The sequence below is a fragment of the Pseudomonas arcuscaelestis genome, from assembly GCF_016881005.1.
GTDB classification, from domain to species: domain Bacteria; phylum Pseudomonadota; class Gammaproteobacteria; order Pseudomonadales; family Pseudomonadaceae; genus Aquipseudomonas; species Aquipseudomonas arcuscaelestis.
In genome coordinates, this window is the sequence record NZ_JACOPV010000008.1 from 49,209 (window position 1) to 71,028 (window position 21,820).

A 21,820-nucleotide genomic window follows, 5' to 3' on the forward strand; every position below is an offset into this window, starting at 1 on the left:
AGAACCAGGCGAGCACTAAAATCGGTTGGCTATAGCTGCCAGATCGGAAGCCCAATCTCGGACTTCGCCAGGGACGATCAGCTTGTAACGTGCCCGGGTGCCACCCGTATAGATTGCGGCCAGCGCCCGAGCAGCGCCTTGCTTATCACCAGGTTCGATCGATGACAGTAGATCGGGCGCGAGCATAACAGTGTTGACCTCTGCGTTGCGTGCATCCGATACCCTGCCTAGTTTTAGAGGTGCCTTGCCTGTACTGTCGAGCCACTGCAGCGATGCTTCAAAGTCGGTCGACTTGTATCCCTTCTTCAGCATGCGCTCGATGCGGATGAAGGCTGAGTCGTCCTTTGCCATGTCCTTGCGTAGGGATGACCAGCTGGTGTACTTGAACAGGGCGCTGTGGCTCGGCCGAACCTTGTTGTTGAACAGTTCAACGCAATCCAGTACGAACAGCCTGAAAGCTTTGTCCGCCCCGGGCAGAAGGCTGAACTTCGCGCCGGCATTACCCAGCCGCTGAAACCATTCAAACAATCCCCATTCAGAATTGCAGAGGATCGTCGTGGGCTCTGTAGGAATCTCTGCGCTGTCGTAGAAGACAACCTTCGTATCCCGCTCACGGCTGCCTTCCAGGTGACCCACGTTAACTACGGGGTTCTGGTCGATTAGAGTATTGATGACTCCCTCAATCTGTCGGCCGGCGCGGATGGAGTGCACTACTTCGCGATTGCGGGTAGCTGGTGATCGCTTGCTCAAGTTGCCATCGAGCCGTTGGCATGCATCGCCTAGTGTGATGACAGGCTGAGGGCATCGGTCGAGGAATGAGCACATCGGCCAAGTCAGATCGTGGCTCTCGTCGATGATGATGTGGGTATAGCTCGGATCAATAAACGCGTCGTGAGCAAGCGCGAGGTGCTTGATTCGGTGATAGCCGCGTAAAGGTAACTCCAGTTTCTGATCAGTCGGTTCGATCGTTTGCTGCCAGAAACGCTGTGCGTACTGGACCAGCGCTAGCTTGTCCAAATCACTGAAGTTCGTATCCAGAGCCGGGATGTGGCGTTTATCGATCTCAGGGTCCTTGCCGAAACAAAAGCGCATCACCATGCGGTTACATGTCTGCGCGACCTGCCAAGGTGCCATCGTTCCAACTGGCCCCAGCGCGAGGCGTTCAGCCACCACGGACGGGGTCATTTGATATGTCGACCAGGCGCGCTTCCCGCCCCGGCGATTGGGTTTGGTTTGGTCTCGTTCGAGACATTCCGTCGCGAGTTGGCCAAACGTCATCCCCACAACGCGCTCAGCACCGATTCGAGACATCAAGGCTTGGAGTTGGACCTGCGTGTATGCCAGCAGGAGCGGGCGGTAACGGCTCAAGCTGTCGACCATCCGCTCGATCATGAAGGTCTTCCCCGTCCCGGCCAGGGCCTGGACGTCCATGCTTTCGTCCGGCTCCGTCTGGAAAACCCGGAAGGTCCGAGCTTGCTGGCTTGTCAGGGTGAATGTCTTGCCCTCGCGGGTCGAGAAATCCTCGGTGAAGGGGTTCAGCTTCTCTGACAATTGGATCTTGTAGTGGAAGTTCCACTCTCCACTCGGGAGGACGTATCCACCATCATCGATCTGTTCCGGGTTGAGCAACCTGGCAGGGATCCTCTGAAGATCGCCAAGCCCGGCTTTGAAGCTTTCCCGATTGAACCGGGCGGCCATCAACGTGGCGAACTCGCCCGAACCCTTAGAGGCGTCTACCTGCAGGCCAATAGAAATCAACTCAGCCAGGGCCTTTTCCGTCTTGTCCAACCGAAGTGACTGGCCCGCGAACGAGGCCGCGTTCTGAATTACAGAGGCGCAGGCAATCTCGTGCACCGACCACTGAGCCAAAATGTCGGCTGGCCGAGCCTCATAGGCAGCCAGAGTTTCGGCGCTCTGCTCGCTTAGCGGAAGGTAAAGGGTGGTCTTCGGGGTCATCGTGGATTGCTGTCTTGCTGCTCGGGTACTGTGTTCAGATCTACTTTTCGGCCCTCAACCGTAAGTGCCGCGAGGGTAAAGGGGCCGTTTACGATGGCAGCTTCCAGAATGGCGGTCCAGTGACCAGGTGTGTGTGGGGGGCTGTTCACCCGCTCGTGCACGCCATCATAGTCAGGTGCGTGTACAACTTGTAGTTGCAAAGGGGCGCCTGGCCGGCGCTCAAGCACCGAAACCTTGAAGACGTGCGGACTATCCTTGATTGGGCAAGCCACTGTGGTCTGGGTGCCGACAAGGGCGTCGAGAGCCTTGTGCAGTCGAGCGCCGGCACCGAGAAAACCGTAAAGCCGAAACACGGCTAGCTCAGCAGCTGTGCGCATCTCGTGTACAGCAGGTTCGATTGGTTGGATAGCCATGGAAATGCCTTGGAAGGATGGAGACATTCTGCCCCATAGGAGAGTGTGGCAGAAGCAGCAGGCATTTTCCGGTGAGTAGTAACCAGGCTCAGGGGGCGTCGTTGGACCCAGCTGGTGAACAACAGCTTAAAACCTGGGCGGCTTCCAAATTGAAGGCACTCATGATCTTTTGATGGCGCGCATGAAGATCTATCAAGAGTCGACGCTCCATACGAATCCACCACCAAAGCACGATAAACGGAGGAATCATCGCCAGGGTGAAAACCCATGCCTGCGTGATAATGCCGGTACCCATGAGAATCAACGGGGCGACCAAGGACACGACCTGCATTCGACGGAGGAACTTCAAGGTCCAGTAGGTATGGCTCGGTAGTGTTGCAAGGAAGTTCATTGCATCGATCCTGGTGGATGGATAATCGAGCGCCTGAAGCATTTCAAGAACGATGAAGCCAAATGAGCGCCAGGACATTGCTGCCAAGTTTAACTGAATTGCTTTCAAACCGGTCAAAAGTGCACTAGGCCCCAGGGATTACGCAACCATCGTAATCCCGAGGTCGTCAGCCCAGTCTAGAAGCCGGGCCAGTTGTTCGTTTAGCTCGTCCAGGGCCTGATCAGGCGGGTCGGCAGGGTAGGCGACCGGGGTGATCGCCTCAAGGCCGTCGACTATCCCGGCAAGTTCAAAATTGAATGCGTCCGCACCTTCTACAAGCCATTGGGATGGCAACTGCTGGCGCAGGAAACTGGCAATTTCAGCCGCAGCTACAGCGCAGTCCTGAGCAGATGTTGCCCGGCTATGTCGAGCGAAGACTGGGCGAATCCTGAGGCGTCGCGGCGCAGAGCGGGTATGTACCTGAATCGCGCAAATGCTGCTGGCGCGGTGGCTGGTTTGCATTCCCATAATCAGATCCAGATGAAGTTGGCGGGGGGCTCGGGGTAACCGAGTGAGGTCAAGCGCGTGCGAACTGCGTGCAGCTCAACATTGATGCAGACCATGTCACTGTTGGCCTGAGATCCTTGTGTCAGTATTGATTCCTGTAGGGCCTCGTCCGTTCCCATTTCTTCCGCGCGCCGAGCAAGGTCTTGCCTGCGCAGCCGGAGTTGTTGCGCGTTCAGCGCCTGGATGTCGCCGGCGAGCACCTTGGCCAAATCTTGCTGGCCGATAACCGCAGAGCTACGCACGAAATGGTGAGGGTGTTCAAGCAATGCCTCGCGAGCTTCGGGCGACAAACACCCCCAGTAATCGCTAGCCAGCCGGGTCAGGACGTTCTTGTGTCTGCCCTGCAGGTCCTCTGCGGAAATGATCGGCTGCTGGCTCAAGTGCTGGATGATCTCTTCGTTGGCCTCGTACAGCGTTTTCAGCTGGAGTTGTGTTGGATATTGCATGCCTGGCTCCTTGAAATGATGGAGCCAGTCTGTACCAGCCAGGCGCGTGCCAACACCGGTTGCACTATGCATCGTCATCGACTGCATGGATGTTTTCGACCTGTAGCCACTTCCCGACGACCTCATATTTGTCGAACTCATGCATCAGGACGTCCATGGGGGCGCAGCGGAAAGAAGGAAGTGAGTCGTGGGGGTCGAAGAGCACGACGCCGTATTCTCTATGGGTGAACGCGACGGCCCAGTACCAGCGATCCCTTCCTTCTGTCCGGTACCGAATCTTGATTATTCCCAGACCTCGGAACTGATTCCAGCCGGCCCACTTGCGTGGGGTGTTAGCCAGACCGCCAATGGTGATCACTGCGGACATCTCGGCCATGTTGGTCGACAGCCCGACCTTTCCGCCGCGGCGTTGGGCCAGTCCGGCCTTAACGAAGGCTTGTCGAGCTGAGCTATAGTCTTGCCCGGTGACCATCGCCAAGCAGGCCACTCCTGACCCATAGGCTTCTTGGGCCTCGATCTTTTGAATTCGGCAGGCTGAAGCCCATTCAGTGGGCGGGTAGGAGTTAGCGGTGACTTCGCCCATGCTCAGGCCGACCAAGCGCCGCGGAATCCCGGTTTTGGCTTGGGTTCGGTGGCGTCCAAGTAATGGCTGTGTTGTGACATATAGAGTGCCTCGGTGGATATCAGCTGGAGAATTCTCGCAGCAATATGCCCCTAAGCTATCGGAATGGTCGTTGGCTGCAACCCAAACGCGGGCCGCGGAATTCTCACTGAAGCCAAGCGGTCAGCTGATCAGGCGTAGGCCCCGGGTGATCCGCGATGCGCGAACATGGGTTTGGTGCGGGGGTTCGCCTGCAGAAACCGAACGCCTCACCGTGTTGAATGCTGCCTCTATTGCCTCTGGCGAAGTGATCTCCCGGGCAGCCTTAAGGTCCGCACGAACGCGATCCATCAGCCCCCAGATAACGGCCTGGAGCTCCGTATACCTGGGATCGTCTACCCACTCATCTTCGATCAGCATCGACTCGACCTGGAAGCCTAGCGATGCCCCAAGCAGCTTCATCCATTTGCTGTAGCGGCGCACAAAAATGTGCACCCCCAGAAACTCCTTGTCTCCGTCAGTCCGGTACCAGCCAGCAGCACGCTCGGGGAACAGTGCGAGATCGCTCGTCAGTAGGGCAGCAATATCCTTGGTCCTGTGAGCGTCACGGGCAGTCTTGGGCAGGGCTCCGTGGATAGCCGTTGCCAGCATGTCCACGTCGACGAAATAGTAGGTAACCAGTTTCTGGGACCAGGTCGCTCTAGCGACCCGTTGATCAGTCTGTTCCATGGACTGGCCTCAACTATTGATCAACCGCTATGCCGGGACCACAGCGGTATTGAAATTATCCGGGCGTGTGCCCGGTACCATGCCAACCAGGGGGTGGTTGGAGAGGTCCACGCCGGTTGCGAGGGCATGGGCCTCCAGGGCAATCAAATCCTGTTGGGCCATGTGAGCGGTCGCAAGAACTACGTTCTCACCCTGGCCCAGGGTCTTCGCCAACAGTTTGAAGGTTGCAGCTGACGTGGCGGCTGCCAGCAGCAGAGTGGTGGTGCGGTGCATCTTTGAAACTCCTGAAAAGCGTGAGGTGTATCTTCCCTTGGGTTGTGGTGTGCCACCAGCGGTAAGGATTGGTGCACGATTTGTGCTCAACAGCCTGTGCCGATGGCCATTTATTCCAGGCTACCGTATGGGTGCATTCCCATAGACAGGTTGAAGCGCAGGCCTTAAATCCAAGTAGCTAAACTCTTACCGAACAGCCGCTTGGCAATTTGGTGTGCAACGATGTTAGAGAACACCACGATAGCGACCGCGCCAAGGACAACGGCCGTGTCTTTTAGGGTGCCCATTGCTTGGGAGAGGTCCATTGCGCCGAAGAGCTCATAAGCCAGGATGAAGTAGGCCCCGGCGAATACGAGGCCGGAAGCTATCCCTACAACACCCATCACTGGGCTAGCAAACGCAGCCTTCAGTGTTTTGTTGCTCGTGTTCCCCACCATAGCCGCGATCAAGATCCAGCAATGGGGCAGGTAACTCGCGACGTTCTCTGGGATCATTGATCCGATAACCAGAGTGAGGCCACAAACAATTGTCGAGTACGTCAGGACGCCACTTATTGCGCGGTTCATGGTTTGCTTATTTACATCGGGTGCCATAACTCTCCTCTTCGGGGCCTCTAAAATGCCCCATGACGGTGTCCGTCAGTCGAGCGGACATAGGTTTGTGGGTTTAGGATTTCATTCTTCAGCGAGATCTCTGTGCCCAAATGTTTTCGCATGCGGAAACTATTTCGGGCCTTGGTCAATGGCTTTGATGCCGGGCTCAATCCCTTAAGTAAAGGCTGAGCGCGCTATTCCTCTTAACCGGTAGGGCATTCAGTGGGACAAGCGCCTGAACACGAGAGATAGTCAAATCCCCAGCCTTGGACTTAAGGCAGGTGCGCTGCTCAGCTTTTATCACCCACTTTTCATCAGGGGTCCCGGGTGCCAAATGCACCAGATGACCCATGAAAGTGCAATTAGCGTCAGACCCTTCGACCTTCAGAACCACCGGGCTGGCCATGCCGGCCGCAATCCCTTGAAGGTTGCGCACAATGACCGGGTCCGCGGCTGCATAGGTGGCCGGCAGGCCGAGAAACGCGGCGAGAACAATTCGGTAGCAGTAATTACTCATCGGGAGGGGTCGCACTATTGAAGTCGTCTCCACGTAGAAGCCGCAGAACCTCGGTTTCGAATGCCTTGCGGGCTTCATCGCTAGTAAGTTGGGCATAAAGGCCCTGGAGAGGGCGCAGTCGCATCGATAGATCTGCCAAGGCAGCATCAGGCGATACCACGTAACCCTTATAGAACTCACCAACCAGCAGGCCTTGGCCTTCAAGCCTACGCAGCGCCTCTCGAACAGGCATGCGACTTACATTGAACGAATGTGCGAGCTTTTGCTGCTTGATCCGTGTGCCTGGCTTCAGCTTCCCGGTGAGGATTTCATCCCGCAGATGCTCCTCGATCACATTGCTAACTGCTGAAGGTTGCAGTGAGTCCTGGGAGTTCAATTGCTTGAGCGGGGCAACCTCTTGGCGGGGCGGGTTAAGCCGCTCGGTAGGGGTGGCGTTGGACAACGCTTCCAATTGATGCTCCTGAGGATTCATGTGTTATAGGGCATGATGAACTCAGGATCGGTTGAAGAAAAGCCAAAATGGCCCCTCAGAATCCGAGAACCTTGCTCGACATCCTTTTTACGCTTCGGGGGATGTGCAGGTGAATGTGGGTCAATGCTGCCAGTGGGTGGCGCGGGTGACCAAGTCGGCCACCCTTGGGGCACTGCTGGGGGTGGATTCATGCATTAGGCGGCATTACGCCGCCTGCTCGCCCTAGGAAACAGAACTGCCACTCAACGGCAAATTTGGTGCTGTCTTGCTCCGTCCTGTGTTTGAACCCAGTCACCTCGGTAATAGGTGACGCCATCAACAGTCACTTTGGTGGTCCCAGCTGGCACCCAAGCTGTAGGGGCCATACCGGCAGTGTCCCACACGACCGAATCGAAATCATATCCGCTAACCACCCAAAAGTACTGGCCGCTAAATGTCATGCCATGCCATTCCATGTCGAACTTACATTCACTCCATGGGGTCGTCGGTTTTGGCGGTGGCATGGTCCCAACGGTCGAGTGTGTTGCTGTGACATTGATGACCTGGGACAGAGGAACTGGGCCGCCAACGTTTCGAATTGCCCCAGTGATGGGACTCTGTTGTCGATCCTGTCGATATGCAATCTGCGCTTGATTGCAGCTCGCGCTCTGTGTGAAGGACGTGCCTGCAGCGACAGTGTTTGCGGCCGGCGACCATGCCGAACAGTTGTACGGGGCGCCGTTATTGGCCCACGCCGTATAGACCGAGGCGATGGCTACCCAATAGTCCGAGAAAGGGATCAGGATTGTGGCTAAGCCGCCCTCGGAGGAGGTTGCTGTGACTGTTGCGTTTGCAATCACGGGAACAGATTTGAGGTGGACTGTCGCCACACCGTCTTCGTCAGTCTCTGTAGTGGGCGCATCTAATGTCCCGAGGGTTGTCTGCCAATGGACTTGTGTGCCGGCTCCGATGCTTACGCCGTAGTGATCAGTAAGCGTGGCGGTGATCGTCGTCATCGAGCCATTTGCTGGAATGGATGGCGGGGCCGCGGCAAGGACGATGTTGATTGGCATCTCGCATGATTGCCAGCCAGTCCCGTTGGCGCACACTACGGGCTGCCACCCGTTGGCACCGGCACCTGAGATTCGAATCTTCTCCCAGGTGCTCTGTGCCCCCGAGATGGCGGGAGCAACCAGAAGTGCACAAGCCAGGGCGCCCTGCACCAGAGAACGCATGACCGTATGAGACTGTGGCTCATACCGATTGCCGCTACCAAGACGCATACGAATACCGGAATAGTGAAATCGGCATCGAGGTTCGCACCATTTTGTATTAATCGCAATCCAAAACGGTATAACAAAATCAATATCTATAATCGTATACGATATACAGTGATTCTAGGGATATACAGCTATCTGAAGGAAAAGAACGATGCCGGGGAGGCAGGGCGGGAAGCCCTGCTTTTGAATGCCGAAAAGTGAGTGCTACCTGGCGACTGGGTACCAGTTGTAGCGACTGTCTTGTTTCATTGTCGAACGGATGGCCTCGAGCTGCTTGTGAGCTTCCCAGGCCTCGTCCGGCGAAGGTTCTTGTGGGTATTCGGTGGTATGGCTCAATGTTCCCCAGGTGTTCTTCTCGGGGTCGTAGCCTTCCAACCGACTGATACTTACGCTTGGGAAGCTATTTGGAATCGGCACCCGCTTGGTGCCGCGCTTCTTGCTCTCTACGGTCAATCGCACGACTAAGCGCAGCTGCGCTTCGACGTCGTCAAAGTACGCGGTTGTTTGTTCCCGGTAGGTGATGGACCGCTTGTTGATCTGGGGCTGCGGATCGTAGGTTTGGGCAACAATCTTTGAAAGATCGTTGATCCCGATGCTTACCAGGAGGGGGGAAACAAATAGCGGGGCTTGATTGGCTGCTGCGGTCATGACGGTTCACCTATGAGTCGATGAGCCTATTGTTGGCCGGCACGAGGTGTGCCAGAAGCATGCTCAGAGTGATTTTCTAAAGCCATGGAAACCATCTTTGACAAGGTGATCCCATTGTCTACTAGAGCCTCGATATCAGCTGTACTCGAACCCTTAGCCAGGTTCCAGAGGGCTGCAATCCGGGCGGCCACCTGCTCCTTGGTCTTATCGTCCTGGCTGCGGTTGTAGGTCGCTGTCGCGAGGGGCACCTTACCACCGTTCAGACGAACTGTACGCCCGCGGTGGCCAACTGCCTGGGCAGTGTAGGTCGACATGACTTCGATGGTTTGATCTGGATCGTGGCGCATAACGGCAACTCATTGTGGGATTTGCCACATTGAACAGCCCGATTGGATGTGCCACTACCACCGACGCAGCAACTAAGCATGGGTTGGGATCACCAGCCCATGCGGGGAAGTGTAGACGGCCAGTTCAGACCGTCTAAAGGGCGGGGCTATGCTTCCGCAGGTGCCGATTCATCTGTCGCCGGCATGCGGTAAAGAGAAAGCATGATCGCAGTAACACTGATCATAGCCAGATCGAGAGCAAAGGTAAGTGAGCGACTGACCATTACCACCGTGCCTGGGTCTAGGCCCATTCTCGACATGAGTGCGAATGGTTGCGCTAACGTGATTGCAAACGCAAGCAGGCACCAAACACCTAAAAGCCAAACCCGTTTGCGTTCGTTTGAAACGCAGGGTTTCAGACTGGTGACATCGACCCGACTCCGCGCCAGAGCACGGTTAATGATCAAGATTGAAACAATTGCGGTGATCATCGTTGTGGTTACTACGACAGCGAATACCACTTGAGCCAGGCTTTTTGCGTTGGGGTCCGAACTACTGAACAGAGTCGTGATCACGATGGCGATCGTTAGTGGGATGATTGCCGACAGGTCCGCGACTTGTTGCTTCCATTCACCAGCAGGTAACTTTGGTGCTTCGTTCTTCAAGATTCAAACCCTCAAATTAGGTTGCTATGGTAATGCAACCACGATGGTAGGAAGGGGGCCGCGATTACACAACCCAAAACGCTGTATCAGAATTTAATGGGGCGAATGTAACAAAACCCTCCAGTCGGAGCCGAGTCCTCGCTGCGCCCATGTAAGGCGTCTGTTTAACAAGGTGCGCTGGGGGGAGAGCACGTCCTAGACCAGGAAGAACTGACAATTAGGGTTTGATACGAACCTGGTAGGTTGCAGTCGGGGTTCTGAAAGTGACCTGGGTTTCTGTCGCTTCGCCCTTGGCACTCATCCTCACCCGATTATAGGGAGGGACGATCTTGCCTTCCCAGCTTCGGGAATTATCAACATTGACGATGCTGATCACTTTCCCGTCCTGGCTACACAGGTCATTGAACTCAAGGTCCTGGGCGTACAGCGTGTTTGGCTGAACAGGGTTCAACAGGATGCAACCTCGGGCGGGGTCTTGCGCCAGAACCGGGGTACAGGAGAGCACCACACAGATGGCGCCGGAGAGTGCGGGATCTGACACGGGACCTCCAGCATAGTCGCGAGAGCAACCATTTCATGCTGGCACGTGTCCCTTCAGAACGCTACGGCGGCGAGGCGAATAGGTGCATGGAAGAGGTGGGCTCCGATGAAGAAGCCCTGTGCGATGGGAATCTGCAGGGTCAAGCTAAAAGCTGTTTTGTGATGGCCAGTGCCCGTTCCAGCCGGCGATTGTATGCGGCACGGCCGCAGCGGTCGTAGTAGCGCTCTTGAACATGGCCGGCTTCTCCGACGAAGCGTGGGGCCGACCAGGTCCAGAGCAGCTTGTAGGCTCGTACTGCAACTGCTGTAAAGCGCGTGTTGTCGACAAGCCCGACGTGCGACGCATCCTCGACCTCCGCCAGGGTCGCACCGCACTTGAGCCACCTGGCCAGTTGAATTCGATCTTTGAGTTCCATAGTCCGCGCCTCGGGTCCGTGTCTAGGGTCAGGCTGCCATCGGCATGGCGACTTTGAGCTTGGCGAGCGCCTGTTTTTCGATTTGACGGATTCGCTCAGCAGAGACTTTGTACTGCGCCGCGAGGTCGTGCAGAGTGGCTTTGCTATTGCCGAGGAAACGCTGTGTCAGGATGTCCTTGCTGCGGTCATCCAAGCTCTCCAGGGCCGCGTGCAGATCGCCAGACAAGCCATCGGATTCAGCGTCAGATTCATACTGTCGGGCCGGATCATAGCGGTGGTCAGCGAGTTGGTGAGCCGGGGTCAGGAATGCTGTCTCGTCATCGGCATCGGCGGCAGGGTCGAAGGACGTATCATTGCCGGCCATACGGCATTCCATCTCCCGGACGTCACGGACACTCACATTGAGAGTCTCAGCGATGTGATGAATTTCGTCCTGAGTGAGCCAGGTGCGCGATCGCTCTTGCTTTCGCAGATTGAAGTAGAGCTTTCGCTGGGCCTTCGTGGTGGCCAGGCGGACCATCCTACCGTTGCGCAGAATAAACTCATGGATCTCTGCCTTGATATGGTGGGCGGCAAAGGTCATCAGACGCACCTGTGCAGCGACGTTGAAGCGCTTGACGGCTTTCATCAGGCCAACATTGCCTTCTTGGATCAAGTCGCCGAGAGGCAACCCAAAGCCCACATAGCCCTTTGCAACACGCACTACAAATCGAAGCTGCGAAGCGACCAGCTGGCGAGCGGCTTCGACGTCTTGGCGTTCGGCCAATCGGACGGCAAGGGAGTGCTCCTCTTCCGCGCTCATGATCGGGATCGTGTTCAGCACGGCCAGATAAGCATCAACGTTGGATCCGGGGACCATGGGGATCTGAGCTGCCGCCGCGCTAGACAAGGTGATGGAGTTCAATGGAGCAATTCCTTACGGGGGAGGTGGGCCCGCCTTCGTGGCGGGCTGCTGTTGTCAGAGAGCGGCAAGCTCTTCGTTGGTGATGCATTTCAAGCGGTTGCCATATTCTTTACGGATTTGGTCGCCGATGAGAGTGGTGAATGGTGCTTTGATTTCGCAGCACATTCCATCAGTCAGCTCGAACATGGTCTTGACCTTGGCTTTCTTCTTTAACGCCTTGAGGTCTTCAACCTCGGCCGCCATGAAGCCTAGAGCAGTTTCGAAGTAACCGAAGTCACCCGGTGGAACTGGGACGGGGAATTCTTCATCCGGCGCCTCCAATACGTACCCGGCCCCTTTGAGTGCTGTTGCTGCCGCCGAAACGTCGTCACTCGAGACATTAGTAGCAAGTGGGCCGAAACCTTCCACCACCAGCTCACCGAGCTTGCGGCCATTCAAGTACAGGTCCGCTGACCAGATACGACCATCCAAGCCCTTGGCTGACTTGAACCGTTTGAACTCTACGCCAGCCATCTTGGAGCGTTTGATGTTGTCGATCAGATCCATGGTTGCTTCCCTCAATTAAGTTGATGAGGGAATTTTGGGGGCGGCCATCGTGTGCCAGAAGCCACCACCCGCAATTACTTTTTCACCCGGCTTGAAGCTACGCTGCGGCCTTAATGGCAAGTCGCGCCCCAGTAGAAGTGGTTGCCCATGAATTCGTTCCAGGCACCTGAGCTACCAGCCCAAGCGTTGCGAGATTACAGATTGCCTGTACGTCGCACACAGGGTTGCCGCCTATTGCGATCCGCGGCCCGGGCACGGGCTCTGCTCGATTGCCCATAGCCATGAGCTTGATCGCGCGCAGTTCGTCATTTGAGAGCCGAGGGCAGGGCGTGAGTTCGGTCCGCCCAAACACCCAGGCAGTTTTCATCGCAGGGTCAAGAACGCTGACACCCAGATCGCCGTTATCGGCATTGATCACACAAATATGGCCGACCATGGCGAGAGCTTCGGCATAGCCAAGCTCACTTGGATTCCGCGATTGGGAAGTGACCAAGACAGTCTGGCCAGTTTCGAACGTGGCGGGCTGTTGCATATCGGGATTCCTCTGGCTCTAGAGATTGGAGCAGTTGATTAGCTACGGCTGCTGGAAGAGTGTCCAGTGGACTCTACGACCTGCTGTACATAATCAATGTGAGATTGGCTGGCGGGCTTAGCCGCAACGAGCCCTTGGTTGAGTGTGAAGGTATCCATAGGGAACGTAATGACCTGGCTGATGGGGTAGCAACGATCCCGGTCCCGGCTTGCGCAGTGATAGGTCATGCCCTGTGAGTGGTCATTGGTGGCATGGAGAACGTAGAAGCTGTCACCGGGTTTCAGCTCTGGTCCACCATCAAGAACCAGGAAGAAGCCATCGGAGGTGAGTAAGTCCTGATCACCGTCAAGAGCGACGGTGTTCTCACCTACGCTTCCTTCCCACCACCACATGTCGTTCGGATATTGGTCAAGACTGGACTTGTACTTAACCCAGCCGAGGGCAGCGGATGTCGCAAACATTGCGAGCAAGGCTACACCGTTCATTATCCGAGTACTCTTTGTGCTCATTACCTTCAGATCTACCGTTGTTGTTCCCGAAATTGCGGGCAGTCTAGTAGCCGAAATGTGATGAGTGCTACCCAAACTGGGGTCTCCAAAGTTCGGGGAGCACTCAGTACAGGCTTACGAGGTAGCCAGCGCTTTAGAAGGCAGAATGCGCTGGGACAGATAACGTCCGATTATGACAGCCGCGACGACATACACCGCAAGCGACACGGCATGCACAATTACAGGTTTGAAGTCCGAAAACGAGATCATCATGGACAAGGCAAGCGAGCTCGATGAACGGGCCAGGAGGTCAAAAACGATGACTGTCGAGAAGACGCGGGCATCTACCAATTTGATCGCCCAGTGACACGCTTCATGTGCTTCTGGATACCAGCGTTTTCGAGCCATGAACATCGCCGGTGACACGAGTAGTGTCGCTGCGACGATCGCCAATGAACTGTTCGGGTCCTCTTTGAACAGGTTAAGTGCCAGCAATGCAGTGATTACCAGATTCGAGATAATGAAACTCAGGGCGATGGTGCCCCAGGTGAAGTTAACGCGATTGCAGAACAGGTATTTCATGATCAGTGCTCACTCTCACAGTGTTGATGGAGACGATAGGTTTGACTGGATCGGCTTGTGCCAGAAGCCTCGAACTGTCGAAATCCCTCTTTTATTTCTGTCCGTAGCCCAGGCGGCCGGCTAAAGGCAGCTGGGCTGCTCAGGACCAATTGGGGTATAAGCGCTACAGTTGAACTCGCCGAGTCACCGGCGAGCGTCGCGGTGGTTATGCGGCAATCGCACCGGCGGTCTTTACCCACTTTCCGTTCACCGGGGCGTAGCCAGCAGCGCCAAGCATATGGCGACCCAGGCGGGTGGCCAGAAGGTAACCGTCGTCTTCAATCCCTTGGGGCTCGTGGGTAAGTCCGGCTATGTGGATGGCCTGCAGGGTGGTATCGGCGGTCGGCTCTTGGTTGGCCATGCCTACGAACTGCTCAAAGGTCACGCCGTGCTTTGCCAGGGCCGCGTTTGCTTTGAGGGTATCGAGTTCATCCACGATGTACTGCTCAAGTTCTTTTTGGGCCCTGTAGCCCAGACCATCTATACCCAGCTTGATGTCAGTGAGGGAGCACGTGCTGTGCATAAACCATGGACCCTTAGTCGTCTCGCTAGCTGTTACGAAGAAGCGTTCTCCATGGCGATTTGTGATCAGGCAGGCGAAGAGGACACCGTCCAGCCCGTAGAAGTGGATGCCCGAGGACAGGCGCTTGTAGAAGCCACTGACAGTGGTGTCGCCATGTGTGGGGGTTTCAGCTATCACTTTGGCTGCGGGGATCCACTTCTTGCCAGGGGTATTGATAGCGTGGGTCATATCAGGCTCCTCATTAGTTGAAGAGCCCATTACAAGCGAGGTCGAGGTGTGTCAGAAGCAGGGGAAAAGCTTAATTTTGAGTGTGGCCCGCATAGACAGCTAGCTGTTTTAAGTACCGGCAGCCAGTTGCTGTAACTCCTACTTTGGTTTCCTCAACTCGGCCTTCAGTGCCTTGAGTTCAGCTTTGGCGTCACCCTGGTAGTCGGCTATTACATAGCGTCGACCGCTGCTGGTGGTGATGGCATCCATACCAACCCACATGATCGTACTGGTATGGATGGGGGTTTCGTCTGAGAAGCCCAGGCGGCCAAAGGCGAACCCACAGGCTTTACGCATGCCGGTACCATGGGCACCCAGCAACCGAAACCCTGACAGCACTCCGTCAGCCTTGTCTGCAATGGCCCGCTCAAGCGCGGCGACAATGTGAGGCGCGTGTTTTGGATAAGGTGCATGGTCCATTCGCATAGATACGGTTCTCCTCATGGTCGGGGTTGGAAGGGCCCCGATTGTCATTGCCTACGCAGCTTGTTTGATCTGTTCAAAGCGCCAGTTGGTGTGTTCACCCACGGTTGCTTCACACGCGAAGCGCTCCTCGGTAAACGTCGTCTGGCCCTCAGCCAGGGTATCGCGTACCAGTGCACCGATCTGCTCTGCAGTGAATTCACCTTTGATACCGATGATGGGGCAGCGGCCGCTGTATATGGCGCGCTGCTTAATGTTCTTCAAGGTCTCATCCAGGGCTTGAAGAGGCCCGCTGGTTCCACAAAGAAGGTCAACGATTGCTGGGTCGAGTTGTATGCACACAGATCTGCTGTCCGCGATTAGGTCGCACAAGGCCTGCATTTCCGCTCTCTTGCTTTGCGCCGGCGCGCCGCGGCCATGCATTCGGATCGCCGTATCTACAGCTGCTTGGTAGCTGCGGGCTGTTGCTCCGTCCAGAACAAACGTAGCTGCTACCGCGTAGGCACTTGCCAGGCGCGGATCCCAGTAGGAAGTTTGGTAGTCAGCGAGGAGGATGATTTTGACGAGTTGGGTGGAGTGGCCCTGTAAGCAAACCCGCGCCCGGGGGCGAACGTTGCGGGTGACACCCAAGGCGTTGTAGCGCAGAAACGCTTGGTTCAGGTTGAGGCAGGTAGATTGATCGTGTTCCATGGGGAATGCTCCACTGAGTTAATGGAGTAAGAGTCTCTCGACTTACCATGTGTCAGAAGCCCGATCGGTAGCTGATCGCTCATTTAGCGGGCATCTGAACGGCCGCCTTTAATGGGCGGGTGGTTCGGAACTTGAACGGTGGCCATTAAAAAGCCCGGTGCCAGCATCAGGGTTCTGAGCTTGGCAGCCGGGCTGTTGGGCTGAAGGACGTTTAGGCTACCTTGGCTTCGGCCAATTGTCCCCGATCCTTGAGTGTGGGTTTAACGGAGATCAGGTCCACGAGAGCCTTCTGCTGCATATTAGCCAGCTTGCGGAAGGCCTTGAGCATCTGCTGCTCACTAGCAGACAGACTATCGCTGTGGATCAGCATGCTGCCTTCGCCCTCCTCAAGCGATAGGCTATCTTCCAGGCGAGAGATGATCTCGGAGTTCATGCTGCGGTGGTGGTTTTTGGCGACTTCACCAATTCGCTCGCGCATTCCCGCTGGCAGCCTGACGACGAATTTATCTGCGGTTCGGCTGTTGTAGGCATTATAAGATGGGGGCACTGCTCTTTCCTCTCTGTCTTGCCGGCGGGGCCGGTACATGCCGCTCAGTTTCGGTCCCTTCTGAGCGTGCCACCATCCTCTATCTAGGATTTCTGCGGCGAATGGCATGATTCTATTGGTATGGTGGCGGAAGGCTAGCGAAAACAGCCTATCCAAATTCACTAGTCGTACGTCGCCGGTGGCCAACGCTCCAGCCTGACCGGTACTCACAAGCTGACTAGCTAGATATTGGTGATTAGTGCACCACGGCACGATCATTGAGAACCTGAGCCAAATGACGATTGTCCATCAGCACTTGGGCTACAGTCTGCTCACCACGTGTGTCGATGAGCTCTGCAAGGGCCTGCTTGCCCTGGGATACGAGGTCAGCCACTACAAAAGAAGGCGTTTCGCTTTCCACCAGGTCAGCGAAGAGGATCTCGGCAATACCCATACCCGTCTTCAGCTCAGAGACCTTCACATGGGTATTGCAGGAGAGGTGGCGGTGGATTGCGAAGGTGTAGCGCTCCCCGGCAATTTTGCAGTGGAACGTGGTGAACAGCTCAGCGGAGCGAATTCCGTCGCGGGTGGCCAGGTTGATCTGTTGGTGCATGGGGTGGCTCCAGTCATAAGTTGATGGAGCCATCTTCAGGGCGAGTCAGCTGTGCCAGAAGCGGGTGATGAAAACTAATTGCACAGGCGCTGACTCATACCCGGCCTGCGGATTCAGTCCATCGGGGTAGCGGGGGCAGTCCCAAATTTGAACTGAGGATTTCTTGCACGCGGAACCGAAATTCTGCGATCCAGGGCGAGCTGGTTCCATTTATCCCCGTAGGTCCTTGTCAGCCAGCGCTTCACGTAAATCTGACGATCCTCAACCTTGAGGGTCGGCGGGGTGCCAGGCGCAACGCTATAGGTACGGATGCTGACGCGATTATCTTTGGAGATCGTTGCAATGCGTAACCGCATTTTCGGTTGGAACTTCGAGACCTTAAAGGCGAATGCTTGTTCCCCGTGAACTTCCTCGACTAGCAAGGACTGGATCTGCAGGGCAGATTCCTTGGTCGCTTTGGTTTTGCGGAGAGCGGATCGTACCGTTGGGAGTGTGCGGGCGAGGAGCAGAGCGGTAACCGAGCAGGCGACCCAGACGGTGGGTATCTGAAGGCCAGGTAGGAAATTCCCGAGTGCCGCGGCGGCAGTGGTGAGCATGAGTGAAAGATGAATTCGTGCTTTTCGCCTCTCCCGGCTGGATTCGTATTTCAAGTCCAGGGATGAAGCAATATCGACCCCTCTAGATAGGTCGATGCTATTGAGAATGCCTGTTCTACTCATTTTTCTGCCGGGCGGCGGGTGCCCCCAGCCAATCCATATGGCTACGATGAGTACAGGTATAGCTAAAAGAGACAATGGTAGCTACTGAAAATTGGATTCCGAGGCGGGTCTTTCAACTATTTGCCCCGAAATCCGGCCGCGGCCCCCGCGTGCCCGGGCCGAAGGGTCCGGCCCATGGTTGTTGGGATAAAGCCCGCTCAACAGCGTTGGTCTCGCCACCACAGTCAGTGCGCCACCTGCAGTTTGGCGAGGGCTTGGCGGTCTGGTTTCCAGCCGGCCAGCTCGCAGGCCTGGTTGAAGCTGGCCATGTCACCAGACTGGCGGAACTGAACGGTGATATCGCGGATCTGGCTAGCGCGCAGCTCCATGCTGGTTACAGTCTTGGCGATGTCGTTACCAGTGATGGTGGACATTGGAGATGTGCGCAGGATGTCAGCCGACTCGACCATCTGAACGGCCAATTCGTCCATGCAGGCGGCGAAGGCGGCCAGGTTAGATGCGGCAGCAGTGGTGGTGATGGCAGGTGCCTGGATCATGATCTATTCCTTCGGAAGCTTTAGTGATTAGTGTGTTGCCGGGCGGGTAGTGCCCAGTGTGTTGGGTGCAACGAATTTTCGAGAAGCTCGAAGCTCCTCCGCACAGCGGATGAACGCTGCGGCCTGGCCGTCGGCCAGGGCGAAAACGCCGGTACCGCGCAGTATTTTGAGCCCAGACGCGGCAGCCATGGTTTCGGCGTAGTTCAAGGTGCTCACGACTGGAGTAACGAGACCGTCGGCATCTGGCAGGTTAACCTCTACCAATAGGCTTTCCCCTTGGGTCGTGAAGCTAACGCTTGCCTTGTAGGCGGGATCGAATGCGGGTTCCCGCGAACGAACCGCCTTTATCCCCATGGCCAGGCCTTCGAAAAAGCCTTCAATCCAGTTCGCCCATTCGGCCCGGCGAGTGAAGCTCTCGCCGAAGTGGCTATAGGCGTGCTCCGCAGACGCTACTGCAAGGCCCGCCCGATCGAGTGCGGTGCTGATGACAGTTTTAGTGCTTTTGAACATCTTCAGACCTCTTCCGTGGAAGAAACGTGATGCATCGAAGTAGTGCAATCTTGGAATTCTTTGGCTTGTGCCAGAAGCCGTGACCTGGAAGAACCAGCCCCTATGCAATAGGAGCTGGTTCTGGTTCTGGTGCTGCTTGCGCTGCTGCCAGGCGTTTGGCTTTGCTTAGTGCCGCGGAGCGCTTGCTCTGAGCAGCCTTCACAGCCTTTTTAGCGCTCTCGGCTGGGATTCTAAAAACCTCACATTCGGCGTAGTCAGGATCGGTGGGTTTGCCACCGTAACTCCAACTGCCATTTGGGAATCGCACAACCGTCCAGGTCGTCATCATCATGAGTCCACTTTTCTAGGTTTGGAAAAGCCTGCTCAGCAGGCGTGTGCCACAGGCTGATCTTCGTAGGACCAGTCTGTGATGTCGCGGTAGATATGGGATGTAGTGATCCGCTCATGGGGGAGGATTATTGGCAGGATACCTTTGCCTTTGCCGATCCGTACAAACCGCAGTTTGGAACTGAACCGCTTGAGCATTTTGCGGATGCCTGGGGTACCCAGCCGGCGGCGGGAGTCCTTCCAGTTGAGTTCCGTCAACTCTCGCTGCTGACACATCCCTTTGATGGCGTACCGACCCTGGTCAAGTACTGCGCGGGCCTCAGGTACCTCGCGCGCCAGCTCAGCAACAGCTAACCGGCAGGCAGTATCAAGGCACAACCAACCGGCCTCACTGAAGAGTCTTTCGACGGTGCAGGTCGGATGCGTAGGAGACATTTCCTGTTGGAACCAGGTGTCGTTCATGTAGCTGTGTTTTGGTTTGGCATACAGAGCAGAAGGGAATTCGCTGTCCACTCGGCCATAGACGTATGCCGGGCCTGTGTACTGAACAACCGTGTAGTAATCCTGCACCCGCTGCAGCAGCAGGGCGGTCGCAAGCCTGATATTCGACGCAGTAATGTCTTCGACCATCCCCAGCTGAGCACGCAACCGAATGCGGTTCATTGGTGGCAGGCTACCGTCCTGAAGTGCACCATCGATTGTCTGTGCTGTTGCTGGTTGATCCGACATGACTCACCCCTTAGTTAATGAGCGTATTGTCATATGTCTTCGGCAGTGCCAGAACCACCCGCCAGGTTGAATTTTTCAGTCGGATTTCTGCTTACTGGCCAAGTATTTTGGGCCATCACAGTTCCGGTACTTCGCAATGAACACCCGGTTGTGGCTTTGGAGGATCAGCGCGGCGTCAACTGAGATTCCCCAATGAGATGGCTCGCAGGCCTCGCCTGTGATTGTCGAGAAGGCATCCACCAAACCCTCCTCGAGCTGCTGCGCCTCGCTGCCAAAGCTCACCAGTAGATCTGGGGCATCCAGCTCAGCCATCTGGTCATAGTCCCCCAGTGGATAAAGGGACCATGCGATCTCAGGATGCAGACGCTCGAGCTCTGCGACTACTTGCTGTGCCTTGAGCTGCTCATCTTCTTTACCGGTTGCGTCGTCTACGGTACCCATTTCCTTAGCCTCTTCATCCAAATTATCAATGACGCCAGGCGGCCTGATCGGCAGGCACTTAGGCTGCAAAGCGCTCGATGCCCAGCTGGCTGCGTTTACGGCTGACCACATTCAGCGAAACCCCAAAGTCTCGGGAGAGCTGGCTGTCGGTTGCCGTCCCCAGCCTTTGCTCCTGGTCCGGGGTCCAGGTGTGGCGTGGTTTAGGAATCGTTGCTGGGATGCCAAGCGCATTGCGTCGAAGCATCACCGTCTGATGGCAAACACCGAGTACGGCAGCTGCTTCTCGGTCAGTCATGGTTCCCAAGATGGCGTCGCGCTCTGGGGTCCAGCTGCTCGAGGCCTCACCTACGAAGGCGTCGATCAATAGTTGATTACGTTTGTATGCGACCGAACCACTGGGGATTCCCGTCCGAGCTGAGACATCCTTATCAGTCATCATGCCCAGAAGGCCCAACGCTTCTTCGGTCCAGGTGATTTCCTGTTGGGTCACGAAGGCAGGGATCTCAAGTTCAGTGCGGCGCAGATGTACGCAGCTACGGCTTACCCCCAGCAACTTGGCCGCGTCAATGTCGGTCATCGTGCCGAGGATGGCCAGTTTCTCCGGGGTCCATTCGATCCGCGAATGCTTGTTGAATGCTTCGATACCCATGCCGTTTCGCTTGCTGGTGACCCGCTTATGACTAACCCCCCAGAGCTTGCCCAGCTCATAGTCATTCTTGGTACCCAGCATCTTGGTGCGCTCAGGCGTCCAGAATTTTTGCTTTGGCTCGCTGGATCGGGTCGTGATACGAGTTGCTTTTATGGCTGGCGGGGTAGTCGGAACGTCAGCGATCGCGGCGCTGGCTCGCGAAGGCAGGATGTTGAGACGGGTCCGCTTGCCAGCTACCACGCCGATGGTAATGCCCAGCTTTTGCGCGATCGCAGAGTCGGTGTCGGTACCCAGTAGCGCGATTGCTTCTGCGGTCCAAACGTAGGAGGATTTCACTTTGCTGCTCCGATGAATTTCTGAATGAGCGTATTTTCGGGCAGGTTTTGGTGTGCCAGAAGCGGCGCACAAGAAATCACCGACCATTGAGTAGGTATAAAAAAGCCCTCCGGTGGGGAGGGCTTTGCTTCAGCGGTTCCAGCCGGGCAGGTATGGCGCAGCTCGGTCTTTGAGGAGCTCGAAGTTATCGTAGTCGAGGTCACCGACGGTGAAGTCTAGTGCCTCCGTCAGCAGGCCACGAAGGGTGTCCACTGCCACCTGCTCGACTGGCGGCGATGGTGTAATCGACTCGTCGCCGTAGATGAACTCAGCACCCTCTACGCTGATGTAGCTGAGCGATTGATCCTCATCCTGTGATTCATCCAGCTCGATGGAAAGGCCGTTGACAGTGTATGAGGCGTTCAGACCGGAGAACACGTCCTCACCCAGTACGTGACTCAGCAGAGCCTCAAGAGTGGGGAATTCAGCCTTGAAGGACTCCCACGATGTTGAAACGCGGCATACGGCTTCGTTGAAGTCATCCATTGCCACATAGCCGCAATGAACTTCCGAACTGCCGAGGGTCTTGAGTTCAGTGAGAGTGATAGTTAGGGAGTTAGCCATCGAATAATGCCTGTCGGTGAATGATGTGCCTATTTTCAGGGCGGGT

Annotated in this window: 34 protein-coding genes; all 34 read right to left on the minus strand. The window is 56.1% G+C overall.

All coding sequences use genetic code 11. The features are described 5' to 3' along the window. Positions 1–15: 15 nt before the first annotated feature. Positions 16–1,956, minus strand: coding sequence for an AAA family ATPase (locus tag H8F21_RS13515; protein ID WP_203584520.1), 1,941 nt, complete (start codon positions 1,954–1,956; stop codon positions 16–18). After that, positions 1,953–2,369 carry a hypothetical protein gene (locus H8F21_RS13520; RefSeq protein ID WP_203584521.1) on the minus strand — a complete coding sequence of 139 codons (417 nt, stop codon included), beginning with the start codon at positions 2,367–2,369 and terminating at the stop codon, positions 1,953–1,955. The genes H8F21_RS13515 and H8F21_RS13520 overlap by 4 nt, the downstream gene beginning before the upstream one ends. A gap of 88 nt (positions 2,370–2,457) precedes the next feature. Beyond that, entirely contained in the window at positions 2,458–2,877 is a 420-nt protein-coding gene (locus H8F21_RS13525) for a hypothetical protein (protein ID WP_203584522.1), read from the minus strand. Positions 2,878–2,898: 21 nt separating this feature from the next. After that, complete coding sequence (locus H8F21_RS13530) at positions 2,899–3,267, minus strand: hypothetical protein (RefSeq protein WP_203584523.1); 369 nt, start codon at positions 3,265–3,267, stop codon at positions 2,899–2,901. 2 nt (positions 3,268–3,269) lie between these two features. Next, positions 3,270–3,752, minus strand: coding sequence for a hypothetical protein (locus tag H8F21_RS13535; RefSeq protein ID WP_203584524.1), 483 nt, complete (start codon positions 3,750–3,752; stop codon positions 3,270–3,272). A gap of 64 nt (positions 3,753–3,816) precedes the next feature. After that, entirely contained in the window at positions 3,817–4,335 is a 519-nt protein-coding gene (locus tag H8F21_RS13540; protein WP_203584525.1) for a hypothetical protein, read from the minus strand. 201 nt (positions 4,336–4,536) lie between these two features. Beyond that, a complete protein-coding gene (locus H8F21_RS13545) occupies positions 4,537–5,082 on the minus strand; it encodes a hypothetical protein (protein WP_203584526.1) in 546 nt (181 codons plus the stop codon). A 27-nt stretch (positions 5,083–5,109) separates the two neighbouring features. Next, positions 5,110–5,355 (minus strand): hypothetical protein, encoded by a 246-nt coding sequence (locus tag H8F21_RS13550; RefSeq protein ID WP_203584527.1) that lies wholly within the window; start codon positions 5,353–5,355, stop codon positions 5,110–5,112. 164 nt (positions 5,356–5,519) lie between these two features. Beyond that, positions 5,520–5,948 (minus strand): hypothetical protein, encoded by a 429-nt coding sequence (locus H8F21_RS13555; protein ID WP_203584528.1) that lies wholly within the window; start codon positions 5,946–5,948, stop codon positions 5,520–5,522. Between the two features lie 166 nt (positions 5,949–6,114). Further along, complete coding sequence (locus tag H8F21_RS13560) at positions 6,115–6,465, minus strand: hypothetical protein (RefSeq protein WP_203584529.1); 351 nt, start codon at positions 6,463–6,465, stop codon at positions 6,115–6,117. Further along, the gene (locus tag H8F21_RS13565) at positions 6,458–6,916 is read right to left on the minus strand and encodes a GntR family transcriptional regulator (RefSeq protein ID WP_236043010.1); all 459 of its coding nucleotides are present in this window, start codon (positions 6,914–6,916) and stop codon (positions 6,458–6,460) included. The genes H8F21_RS13560 and H8F21_RS13565 overlap by 8 nt, the downstream gene beginning before the upstream one ends. Positions 6,917–7,179: 263 nt before the next feature. Then, positions 7,180–8,199, minus strand: a complete 1,020-nt coding sequence (locus H8F21_RS30015; protein WP_413243034.1) for an Ig-like domain-containing protein — start codon at positions 8,197–8,199, stop codon at positions 7,180–7,182. 201 nt (positions 8,200–8,400) lie between these two features. Further along, entirely contained in the window at positions 8,401–8,844 is a 444-nt protein-coding gene (locus tag H8F21_RS13575; RefSeq protein ID WP_203584532.1) for a hypothetical protein, read from the minus strand. Positions 8,845–8,870: 26 nt separating this feature from the next. Beyond that, positions 8,871–9,191 carry a hypothetical protein gene (locus H8F21_RS13580; RefSeq protein WP_203584533.1) on the minus strand — a complete coding sequence of 107 codons (321 nt, stop codon included), beginning with the start codon at positions 9,189–9,191 and terminating at the stop codon, positions 8,871–8,873. Positions 9,192–9,337: 146 nt separating this feature from the next. Next, positions 9,338–9,835 carry a hypothetical protein gene (locus H8F21_RS13585; protein WP_203584534.1) on the minus strand — a complete coding sequence of 166 codons (498 nt, stop codon included), beginning with the start codon at positions 9,833–9,835 and terminating at the stop codon, positions 9,338–9,340. Positions 9,836–10,052: 217 nt separating this feature from the next. Beyond that, positions 10,053–10,376, minus strand: a complete 324-nt coding sequence (locus H8F21_RS13590; protein WP_203584535.1) for a hypothetical protein — start codon at positions 10,374–10,376, stop codon at positions 10,053–10,055. 139 nt (positions 10,377–10,515) lie between these two features. Next, the gene (locus tag H8F21_RS13595; protein ID WP_203584536.1) at positions 10,516–10,791 is read right to left on the minus strand and encodes a hypothetical protein; all 276 of its coding nucleotides are present in this window, start codon (positions 10,789–10,791) and stop codon (positions 10,516–10,518) included. A 28-nt stretch (positions 10,792–10,819) separates the two neighbouring features. Further along, entirely contained in the window at positions 10,820–11,650 is an 831-nt protein-coding gene (gene rpoH, locus H8F21_RS13600; protein WP_203584776.1) for an RNA polymerase sigma factor RpoH, read from the minus strand. Between the two features lie 99 nt (positions 11,651–11,749). After that, on the minus strand, positions 11,750–12,241 hold the full coding sequence (locus H8F21_RS13605) for a hypothetical protein (protein WP_203584537.1): 492 nt from the start codon (positions 12,239–12,241) through the stop codon (positions 11,750–11,752). Between the two features lie 97 nt (positions 12,242–12,338). Continuing rightward, entirely contained in the window at positions 12,339–12,773 is a 435-nt protein-coding gene (locus H8F21_RS13610) for a hypothetical protein (protein ID WP_203584538.1), read from the minus strand. 38 nt (positions 12,774–12,811) lie between these two features. Then, complete coding sequence (locus H8F21_RS13615; RefSeq protein WP_203584539.1) at positions 12,812–13,258, minus strand: hypothetical protein; 447 nt, start codon at positions 13,256–13,258, stop codon at positions 12,812–12,814. A 138-nt stretch (positions 13,259–13,396) separates the two neighbouring features. Next, positions 13,397–13,843: a hypothetical protein gene (locus tag H8F21_RS13620; protein WP_203584540.1), complete on the minus strand. Its 447-nt coding sequence runs from the start codon at positions 13,841–13,843 to the stop codon at positions 13,397–13,399. 205 nt (positions 13,844–14,048) lie between these two features. Then, positions 14,049–14,633, minus strand: coding sequence for a hypothetical protein (locus tag H8F21_RS13625; protein ID WP_203584541.1), 585 nt, complete (start codon positions 14,631–14,633; stop codon positions 14,049–14,051). A 138-nt stretch (positions 14,634–14,771) separates the two neighbouring features. Continuing rightward, entirely contained in the window at positions 14,772–15,098 is a 327-nt protein-coding gene (locus H8F21_RS13630; protein WP_203584542.1) for a hypothetical protein, read from the minus strand. Between the two features lie 51 nt (positions 15,099–15,149). Beyond that, entirely contained in the window at positions 15,150–15,785 is a 636-nt protein-coding gene (locus H8F21_RS13635; RefSeq protein WP_203584543.1) for a hypothetical protein, read from the minus strand. Positions 15,786–15,996: 211 nt separating this feature from the next. Then, positions 15,997–16,371, minus strand: a complete 375-nt coding sequence (locus tag H8F21_RS13640) for an Arc family DNA-binding protein (protein WP_203584544.1) — start codon at positions 16,369–16,371, stop codon at positions 15,997–15,999. Between the two features lie 196 nt (positions 16,372–16,567). Next, entirely contained in the window at positions 16,568–16,924 is a 357-nt protein-coding gene (locus H8F21_RS13645; RefSeq protein ID WP_203584545.1) for a hypothetical protein, read from the minus strand. 113 nt (positions 16,925–17,037) lie between these two features. After that, the gene (locus tag H8F21_RS13650) at positions 17,038–17,643 is read right to left on the minus strand and encodes a hypothetical protein (protein ID WP_203584546.1); all 606 of its coding nucleotides are present in this window, start codon (positions 17,641–17,643) and stop codon (positions 17,038–17,040) included. Positions 17,644–17,867: 224 nt separating this feature from the next. After that, the gene (locus tag H8F21_RS13655; protein ID WP_203584547.1) at positions 17,868–18,179 is read right to left on the minus strand and encodes a hypothetical protein; all 312 of its coding nucleotides are present in this window, start codon (positions 18,177–18,179) and stop codon (positions 17,868–17,870) included. A gap of 27 nt (positions 18,180–18,206) precedes the next feature. After that, the gene (locus tag H8F21_RS13660; protein ID WP_203584548.1) at positions 18,207–18,689 is read right to left on the minus strand and encodes a hypothetical protein; all 483 of its coding nucleotides are present in this window, start codon (positions 18,687–18,689) and stop codon (positions 18,207–18,209) included. 363 nt (positions 18,690–19,052) lie between these two features. Next, positions 19,053–19,745, minus strand: a complete 693-nt coding sequence (locus H8F21_RS13665) for a hypothetical protein (protein ID WP_203584549.1) — start codon at positions 19,743–19,745, stop codon at positions 19,053–19,055. Between the two features lie 75 nt (positions 19,746–19,820). Further along, positions 19,821–20,186 (minus strand): hypothetical protein, encoded by a 366-nt coding sequence (locus H8F21_RS13670; protein WP_203584550.1) that lies wholly within the window; start codon positions 20,184–20,186, stop codon positions 19,821–19,823. A gap of 58 nt (positions 20,187–20,244) precedes the next feature. Then, complete coding sequence (locus H8F21_RS13675) at positions 20,245–21,171, minus strand: hypothetical protein (RefSeq protein WP_203584551.1); 927 nt, start codon at positions 21,169–21,171, stop codon at positions 20,245–20,247. Positions 21,172–21,300: 129 nt separating this feature from the next. Continuing rightward, on the minus strand, positions 21,301–21,774 hold the full coding sequence (locus tag H8F21_RS13680; RefSeq protein WP_203584552.1) for a hypothetical protein: 474 nt from the start codon (positions 21,772–21,774) through the stop codon (positions 21,301–21,303). Positions 21,775–21,820: the final 46 nt, after the last annotated feature.

What these genes read in the sequence shown, in the direction of transcription:
- H8F21_RS13515 (WP_203584520.1), bottom strand. Translation starts at nt 1,956, where the DNA reads ATGACCCCGAAGACCACCCTTTACCTTCCGCTAAGCGAGCAGAGCGCC.
- H8F21_RS13520 (WP_203584521.1), bottom strand. Translation starts at nt 2,369, where the DNA reads ATGGCTATCCAACCAATCGAACCTGCTGTACACGAGATGCGCACAGCT.
- H8F21_RS13530 (WP_203584523.1), bottom strand. Translation starts at nt 3,267, where the DNA reads ATGGGAATGCAAACCAGCCACCGCGCCAGCAGCATTTGCGCGATTCAG.
- H8F21_RS13535 (WP_203584524.1), bottom strand. Translation starts at nt 3,752, where the DNA reads ATGCAATATCCAACACAACTCCAGCTGAAAACGCTGTACGAGGCCAAC.
- H8F21_RS13540 (WP_203584525.1), bottom strand. Translation starts at nt 4,335, where the DNA reads ATGGGCGAAGTCACCGCTAACTCCTACCCGCCCACTGAATGGGCTTCA.
- H8F21_RS13545 (WP_203584526.1), bottom strand. Translation starts at nt 5,082, where the DNA reads ATGGAACAGACTGATCAACGGGTCGCTAGAGCGACCTGGTCCCAGAAA.
- H8F21_RS13550 (WP_203584527.1), bottom strand. Translation starts at nt 5,355, where the DNA reads ATGCACCGCACCACCACTCTGCTGCTGGCAGCCGCCACGTCAGCTGCA.
- H8F21_RS13555 (WP_203584528.1), bottom strand. Translation starts at nt 5,948, where the DNA reads ATGGCACCCGATGTAAATAAGCAAACCATGAACCGCGCAATAAGTGGC.
- H8F21_RS13560 (WP_203584529.1), bottom strand. Translation starts at nt 6,465, where the DNA reads ATGAGTAATTACTGCTACCGAATTGTTCTCGCCGCGTTTCTCGGCCTG.
- H8F21_RS30015 (WP_413243034.1), bottom strand. Translation starts at nt 8,199, where the DNA reads ATGCGTCTTGGTAGCGGCAATCGGTATGAGCCACAGTCTCATACGGTC.
- H8F21_RS13575 (WP_203584532.1), bottom strand. Translation starts at nt 8,844, where the DNA reads ATGACCGCAGCAGCCAATCAAGCCCCGCTATTTGTTTCCCCCCTCCTG.
- H8F21_RS13580 (WP_203584533.1), bottom strand. Translation starts at nt 9,191, where the DNA reads ATGCGCCACGATCCAGATCAAACCATCGAAGTCATGTCGACCTACACT.
- H8F21_RS13595 (WP_203584536.1), bottom strand. Translation starts at nt 10,791, where the DNA reads ATGGAACTCAAAGATCGAATTCAACTGGCCAGGTGGCTCAAGTGCGGT.
- rpoH (WP_203584776.1), bottom strand. Translation starts at nt 11,650, where the DNA reads ATGGTCCCCGGATCCAACGTTGATGCTTATCTGGCCGTGCTGAACACG.
- H8F21_RS13605 (WP_203584537.1), bottom strand. Translation starts at nt 12,241, where the DNA reads ATGGATCTGATCGACAACATCAAACGCTCCAAGATGGCTGGCGTAGAG.
- H8F21_RS13610 (WP_203584538.1), bottom strand. Translation starts at nt 12,773, where the DNA reads ATGCAACAGCCCGCCACGTTCGAAACTGGCCAGACTGTCTTGGTCACT.
- H8F21_RS13615 (WP_203584539.1), bottom strand. Translation starts at nt 13,258, where the DNA reads ATGAACGGTGTAGCCTTGCTCGCAATGTTTGCGACATCCGCTGCCCTC.
- H8F21_RS13620 (WP_203584540.1), bottom strand. Translation starts at nt 13,843, where the DNA reads ATGAAATACCTGTTCTGCAATCGCGTTAACTTCACCTGGGGCACCATC.
- H8F21_RS13625 (WP_203584541.1), bottom strand. Translation starts at nt 14,633, where the DNA reads ATGACCCACGCTATCAATACCCCTGGCAAGAAGTGGATCCCCGCAGCC.
- H8F21_RS13630 (WP_203584542.1), bottom strand. Translation starts at nt 15,098, where the DNA reads ATGCGAATGGACCATGCACCTTATCCAAAACACGCGCCTCACATTGTC.
- H8F21_RS13635 (WP_203584543.1), bottom strand. Translation starts at nt 15,785, where the DNA reads ATGGAACACGATCAATCTACCTGCCTCAACCTGAACCAAGCGTTTCTG.
- H8F21_RS13640 (WP_203584544.1), bottom strand. Translation starts at nt 16,371, where the DNA reads ATGTACCGGCCCCGCCGGCAAGACAGAGAGGAAAGAGCAGTGCCCCCA.
- H8F21_RS13645 (WP_203584545.1), bottom strand. Translation starts at nt 16,924, where the DNA reads ATGCACCAACAGATCAACCTGGCCACCCGCGACGGAATTCGCTCCGCT.
- H8F21_RS13650 (WP_203584546.1), bottom strand. Translation starts at nt 17,643, where the DNA reads ATGAGTAGAACAGGCATTCTCAATAGCATCGACCTATCTAGAGGGGTC.
- H8F21_RS13655 (WP_203584547.1), bottom strand. Translation starts at nt 18,179, where the DNA reads ATGATCCAGGCACCTGCCATCACCACCACTGCTGCCGCATCTAACCTG.
- H8F21_RS13660 (WP_203584548.1), bottom strand. Translation starts at nt 18,689, where the DNA reads ATGTTCAAAAGCACTAAAACTGTCATCAGCACCGCACTCGATCGGGCG.
- H8F21_RS13665 (WP_203584549.1), bottom strand. Translation starts at nt 19,745, where the DNA reads ATGTCGGATCAACCAGCAACAGCACAGACAATCGATGGTGCACTTCAG.
- H8F21_RS13670 (WP_203584550.1), bottom strand. Translation starts at nt 20,186, where the DNA reads ATGGGTACCGTAGACGACGCAACCGGTAAAGAAGATGAGCAGCTCAAG.
- H8F21_RS13680 (WP_203584552.1), bottom strand. Translation starts at nt 21,774, where the DNA reads ATGGCTAACTCCCTAACTATCACTCTCACTGAACTCAAGACCCTCGGC.